This is a genomic window from Vibrio sp. 1078-1 (assembly GCF_033340475.1).
Window position 1 is genome coordinate 1 of sequence record NZ_JAWOWM010000354.1, and the last position, 703, is coordinate 703.

Here is a 703-nt window from a genome sequence, read left to right on the forward strand (position 1 = left end):
GGTTGGATAAAGACTCTTGTAACACGTAAATACAGTTATCGTGTTGAAGATAAAATTATCAACCAATTTACATGCTTGCCATTAACTTGGTTAAACAAAATGGTTTATAGTCAAAGGGATGCTCCGGCATCCCTTTTTTATTTGTCCCTCAGGGAGTGAGTTATGGAACATAAACAGATTGTTATCACTGAGTTTGGCGACGCCAATGTTCTGGCGATTCAAAGCGCTGAAACTCCGATCCCTAAGTCTGGCGAAGTGTTGGTCAAGGTGCATTATGCTGGCGTGAATCCTATCGATGTCAAAACACGAGCGGGACTTGGCTGGGCTGCTTCCCAGAATAAAGACAAACTGCCTTGGGTGCCAGGTTACGATATTTCTGGGAAAGTCGCCTCTTGTGGTACTAAGACTTCTCGCTTTGCTGTGGGAGATGAAGTGGCTGGTTTTATTGGCTTTCCTCTCCAAGGTGGTGGTTATAGCCAATATGTTTGTGTTCCGGAGTCGGAGCTAAGTCACGTGCCAAGTTCGGTCACGCTAGAAGCGGCGGCGGTTTTACCATTGGCAGGGCAAACCGCTGCTCAAGCATTAAGCAAAGCGAATGTCAGCGAATGCGATAGAGTATTAATTCTCGCAGGAGCGGGTGGCGTAGGGCACTTAGCGGTGCAGATTGCTGTGGCGACAAAAGCAGAAGTGTTTACCACCTGCA

1 protein-coding gene is annotated in these 703 nt (G+C 47.1%); it reads left to right on the top strand.

What is annotated here, in order from left to right; all coding sequences use genetic code 11:
• Positions 1–162 precede the first annotated feature (162 nt).
• Positions 163–703: NADP-dependent oxidoreductase (locus R7190_RS27540; RefSeq protein WP_318137890.1), on the top strand; the 541-nt coding region annotated here is incomplete at its 3' end.